This window comes from Microvirga sp. GN3, assembly GCF_055792825.1.
Map to the genome: position 1 here is coordinate 1 of NZ_JBVVAK010000294.1, position 4764 is coordinate 4764.

General features: G+C 58.4%; 3 protein-coding genes. 2 read left to right on the forward strand and 1 reads right to left on the reverse strand.

What is annotated here, in order from left to right:
- Positions 1-669 precede the first annotated feature (669 nt).
- Together ACS5Q1_RS46645 and ACS5Q1_RS46650 are read left to right on the forward strand one after the other, a co-directional pair.
- On the forward strand, positions 670-1653 hold the full coding sequence (locus tag ACS5Q1_RS46645) for an AAA family ATPase (protein WP_473104581.1): 984 nt from the start codon (positions 670-672) through the stop codon (positions 1651-1653).
- 4 nt (positions 1654-1657) lie between these two features.
- A complete protein-coding gene (locus ACS5Q1_RS46650; RefSeq protein WP_473104582.1) occupies positions 1658-2152 on the forward strand; it encodes a hypothetical protein in 495 nt (164 codons plus the stop codon).
- A 274-nt stretch (positions 2153-2426) separates the two neighbouring features.
- On the opposite strand, the gene ACS5Q1_RS46655 is transcribed toward ACS5Q1_RS46650, so the two are convergent.
- Entirely contained in the window at positions 2427-4133 is a 1707-nt protein-coding gene (locus tag ACS5Q1_RS46655) for a hypothetical protein (RefSeq protein WP_473104583.1), read from the reverse strand.
- Positions 4134-4764: the final 631 nt, after the last annotated feature.

A 4764-nucleotide genomic window follows, 5' to 3' on the forward strand; every position in this document is an offset into this window, starting at 1 on the left:
ATGAGTTCTCTGGACCCGAGACTGCCGGGGCTGTGCAACCCTGACCTGCTCCGCCCCGGCAGTCTCTGACCGACCACAGACCAATGACCCATCACCCGTCGCACTTCGGCTTGATTCCACAGCGAGTGGATGGAGGCGGCCAGCAGGCCTGGTAGATAGTCCAAATCCAACCATCGGCAGACAAGGCAATCAAGGCCCTGGCAAGCTGGCTTCGCCGCCAACAGCATCGTGATTGATAAGTGCGGAACACCTCAACCGCGAACCATCCCTGAGCTCAGGTTCCGAGATCGCAACCGGTAGGCGAGGGCGATCGGCTTATCAGCGACCGAATGGCGTGCCCCGGCCAAAAGACGTCTCATGTAGGCGCCTGCGATACCGGTTTCAACACCGCATTCTCGTGGACCATGGCGCTGTTGGCGGCGGTGAAGAAGGGAAAGTAACAGCCCCGGAAGGCACAATCCCAAAAGCGAACGATGGGACGGCACCTGGACAGGTGTAGGGCGAGATAAGGCAAATCCCGAAAAGGACAAAGCACGCTTCGCTTGAGGCCGAACCAGACCGGTGCGGCCTTGGAGAGGATGACAGCGTCGCGCCCTGCAACGGGCTGGCCCCTCAAGTCAGGAGCGCCAGCCACACTCCCATCAACCCTTTCCCCGAGAGACACACTTCATGTCGACACGCTCCCTCACTCATGACGAGGCCATGCTCGAACTCGTCACCCAGACCCGTAAGCGCCTCATCGCACAGGAGGCCGCTGTCACGGCCTTTGCGGCAGAGATCTGTCGGCACCTCGCTCTCAGCTCGCTACAACGCAGGCCCGGTATCTTCCTCGTTGCTGGCCCGAATAGCGACGGCAACCATCTCGGGCTGCCGTCGGGCCTTGCCGCCTGCTTTAAGATTGGCGGCGGAGTGTATGAACTGGCATCCAGCCAGGGAGAAGACCTGGCCCAAATCTTTGCACCTATCGCCGGCGGAACAGAAGTCCGCTCTCTTCTGCGCACGGTGAAAGATAACCCCAACACCGTGTTCGTGCTTCGCGATATCGACAAGGCCCATCCCAACCTCGTCAAGACCCTCATGAGCGTCTGGAGCCAAGGCTTTGCTGACGATGGGTCTGGCGAAAGAATCTCCCTGGCCGACGCGATCTTCGTCCTGACCACTGAGATCGCGCAGGAGGAGATCGGACAGATCGCCCGCGGTGAGCCGGATCCGGATAAACTGCATGTGGCGTGCCTCAAGACGCTCGTTGATGCAGGCTTTTCAGCCTCGCTTCTAAAAAGCATCGATACCGCGTTTGCCCTGAAGGCTCTCACCCCGGGCGAGGCAGTCCTGGAGCACTACCGCAGTTTCCGCGACCAGGTTGCCTCCCACGGCCTGCTTCTGGAGGAAGGCGGGATCGATGGGCGGATCCTGGCTCATTCCGTGGACTCATCGATCGAGCCCGATCTCGAGGATACGTGGTTGCCGCGCGATGAACTCGATGCCCGGTTGGCGCAGGCGAAAGCTGCCGGCATGCACATGGTGCGGCTGGTGCTGGGCGAGGAGATCATCACCGTGGTCCCGGTTGGCGAGCCATCGGTGCAGGGGACAACAGACGCACCCCCGGATATGCCGTCGGCTTCTCCTTCTGATGCGGAGGTGAAAGGTGAGTAACTGCGTGAGCGATCAAGACCTTCCGATGAAGGCTCGGCTCGAGGCGCACGCGCTTCTCGATCGCCTGACGATGGATGGCACGACATTTTCCTGCAAGGATGCGAGGCGGCTGATCGCGCTGATCCCGGTCTCGCCCCGGCGGCGCATTTCGTTCACCGGCCTGTTCCAGAGCCGCGGGCCTGGCTTTCGCGGGCGTGCTGCCGGGATCGGCGATGTGGAGCTGAACGGGGAGGGCAGAGAGCGGCGGGTATCCTGGAACACGCCAGTGTCTTACCGCATCGGCGGCTACGTAGTTACTCATACGCCAGGGCAGGTGGTCATCGACCTGTTGTGGATCGCGACGAGGGAGGACTTGACCGGACAATCCTGTCAGCTGCTCTATGATAGCGAGACCGGCGAGCCACGAGTGATGGAGATCTCAACGCAGCGAACGTTGACGCTGTTGTTCATCCGTTTGGCCTATATCACCTATACGGCCTGGAAGACGCCGGAGGGGTGACGGGCAGGGAAGGGCTGCCCTGACGATTAAGCGATCTTGCTGAAAAGCTGGTGAGCATGGGCCCACTGCCCATTGAGTGGGCAGTGGGCATTTGCTGATCTCATAGCTTGAGGTTGCCCCCATGTTCTTCTCACTATGATGGGACAGAACCCAGTTCCAATTCACGTAGTCTTGCCAAGTAACCCATTCAGCCCTCTATCGCTTGGCTCTCTTGCTGTGTGGGAAGATTGAGGTCTTCCAGCTGCCTCCACAACCCGTGGCGGCAATGGGACGATTACATTTCCAGCCCCGGGGCAGGTTTCCTGGGAGGTGGTCGCCGGATGACGTTGACCCGCTCGAGCCCGATTCGCGCTTCAGAGACTTTCTCTTGGTCTCCTCGAGAAAGTTGCAGCTCGATATGCTCAATCAGGTCCAGCGCGTTGGTGAGCGTTTCCAGCTGCCGTCTGACGTGCTCTTCATCCGCAATCGCTTTGACCGAAAGTTTCTCTAAATCCTCAAGTTTACGCCTGTAAGCATTCTCGTATCTTTGAGCCCGGGCAGTCATCTTGCCAATCTCTTGGACGGTGTCGAAGAAGGAGACAAGTTGATCCATCGCGGGCTGGAGGCTCGTCTGGTCTTCGAGAGCTTCCTTCGAGCTCACCTGCCCGGAGACGATTATTTCCAATCCTGTCTCCAATGCTTTTGCATACTGGGCCTGGGCGCGGAATTGGTGGCTCAATCGCTCACGCTCCTGAGCGATCCTCTTTTGCTCGGCTTCGATCTCGGTGCGGTTTCGGATTACGACTGCCTTTTGGATCTCCAGATCCCGCTGATCGCGGTCAACCGCGCCAAGCGCGCTCTGCAGGTCGCTCCGGACTTTCTTCAGGTAGATCCTTTCCTTCTCCAGATCGGCTCTCCGGTTTTCCATGAACTGGTTCTCGGCCTGTATTCTGGTTGCGTGTTCTGTTCGCTCCCGGGCCAGACGCTCCTCCTGCGCTTTGAGTTTCTGCTTCTTCTCAGCCAGCTCTTCCTGGTCGCGTCGGAGTTGCGTTTCGGTGCTGGCGAGCTCGTGCCGCGCTGTCGTGAGGCGCTCTTCCTCCTCAACTAGCCGGCGGAGTCTTTCTGCTAGTTTCGTCTCGGTTTTCTCTAGACCCGCTTGAGCCACTTCATAGGCATCCTCAGACATCTGGATTTCTGCGCGCAAAAGGTTTCGTTCTCGCTCCAGTTCTTGAGCAAGAGCCCTGATTTCCTGAGCGCCCTCCGCAAGCCTTCGGCGCTCCTCCTCCACCTCCGCCTTGTCCCGGCGGGCCTGCTCTATAGTCGCCTCGGCCTCTGCCACCAGGGCCTTGGCGTAGGCAGCCTCGGCCTTGAATTCGGGAACCGTGAGATTTTCTCGCCCAGTCTCGCTCTTCCGGTCGCCACGCTGGATGCGGGAATCGAGATTTTTGGCACAATATTCGGCCCATAGAGTCTGAAGACCGGAATAGCCCGTCCGTTCTCCACTCTGCTCCCGCCAGAAGGCATTGAGCTTGCTCACGGAGATCTCAAGGATCTCCGAACCTCGGCTCCCGTCTTTCCGAAGACGGTTGGTGCGGGGAAAAACCGGCGCAACGTAGATGTCGACCACACCTCCGCCTTCCTCGTCGAGGTCCATCCTGGCTGCGACCACACCCTTTATGTCTCGAACGAAATCCAGGGCAGCGTGATAGAGACGCTGGTTGCGTTCGTTCCGCTCATCGTGCAGATCCCCGGCTTCTCTGATCCAATCCGGCGACACATTGAGCTGCAAATTCACACCGAGAGGGGCACCCTTCCGGTAGCGGGCGCCGAAGTGCGTGGGAGCGGCTTTAAAGGCAGCGACGTAATCGCGCGGCCGATCAGGGATCACTGCGCTGCAAGCCCATCCTGCCATCGGAACAGCGCCGGGCCGCACGGAGGCGCTCGCGCTACCCTCGCGCAAGGCATGCGTCACCTGTGTTCTAACATACCCCTTGGTACGCATAATCTTTATCCCTACAGACGCGCGAAACATAAGCGGCTCCAACCTAGAGGACGATTCCGTTGAGACGTTCTCGCTGCTCACACAGCGGATCAAGAGATACCAAGTGAAGGGATAGAAAAGTAACTTATAAACACACTAAGGATTAATCTTCGGCGATGATCAAATTTTATATCAGCGAGATTGGCTTGTCATCGAGAGATTGTGTGAAAAGCAGTAATGAGTTTTTAGTGAAAGTCATAGGGCGAGTACGGTTGCAGTGCGCATTCTAAGGCAAACGAATACGGAAGATGATGGTTGAGATCTGTCAAATCCACTGAAAAATATGAGGCGCTACGACTTGCACTGCGGTGACCATTGCGGTTTTGCTGTGACCGCGGTTGGAGCGCATGTGCAAGCGACGGGGCCGGACGGCTTGCATTAGGCCAGATGGAATGAGCATGAGCGTGCGAGCCGAGTGCAACAGGCAAGGACGCGATCGTTTCACAGCACGACCGCCTGCTATCGGCCGACTAAAGTGTTTAATCCCGGACTTTGATGGTGCAATCTTTTCGCATGAGTGGAAGGAAGCACTATGGGGCAGGTTCTACACGGCAGCGCCACGACGACAGAGGCAATCCGTCGAGCAATACAG

Bases quoted from the DNA above. Each gene is read 5' to 3' on its own strand.
- ACS5Q1_RS46645 (WP_473104581.1), top strand. From the start codon at position 670: ATGTCGACACGCTCCCTCACTCATGACGAGGCCATGCTCGAACTCGTC.
- ACS5Q1_RS46655 (WP_473104583.1), bottom strand. From the start codon at position 4,133: ATGCGTACCAAGGGGTATGTTAGAACACAGGTGACGCATGCCTTGCGC.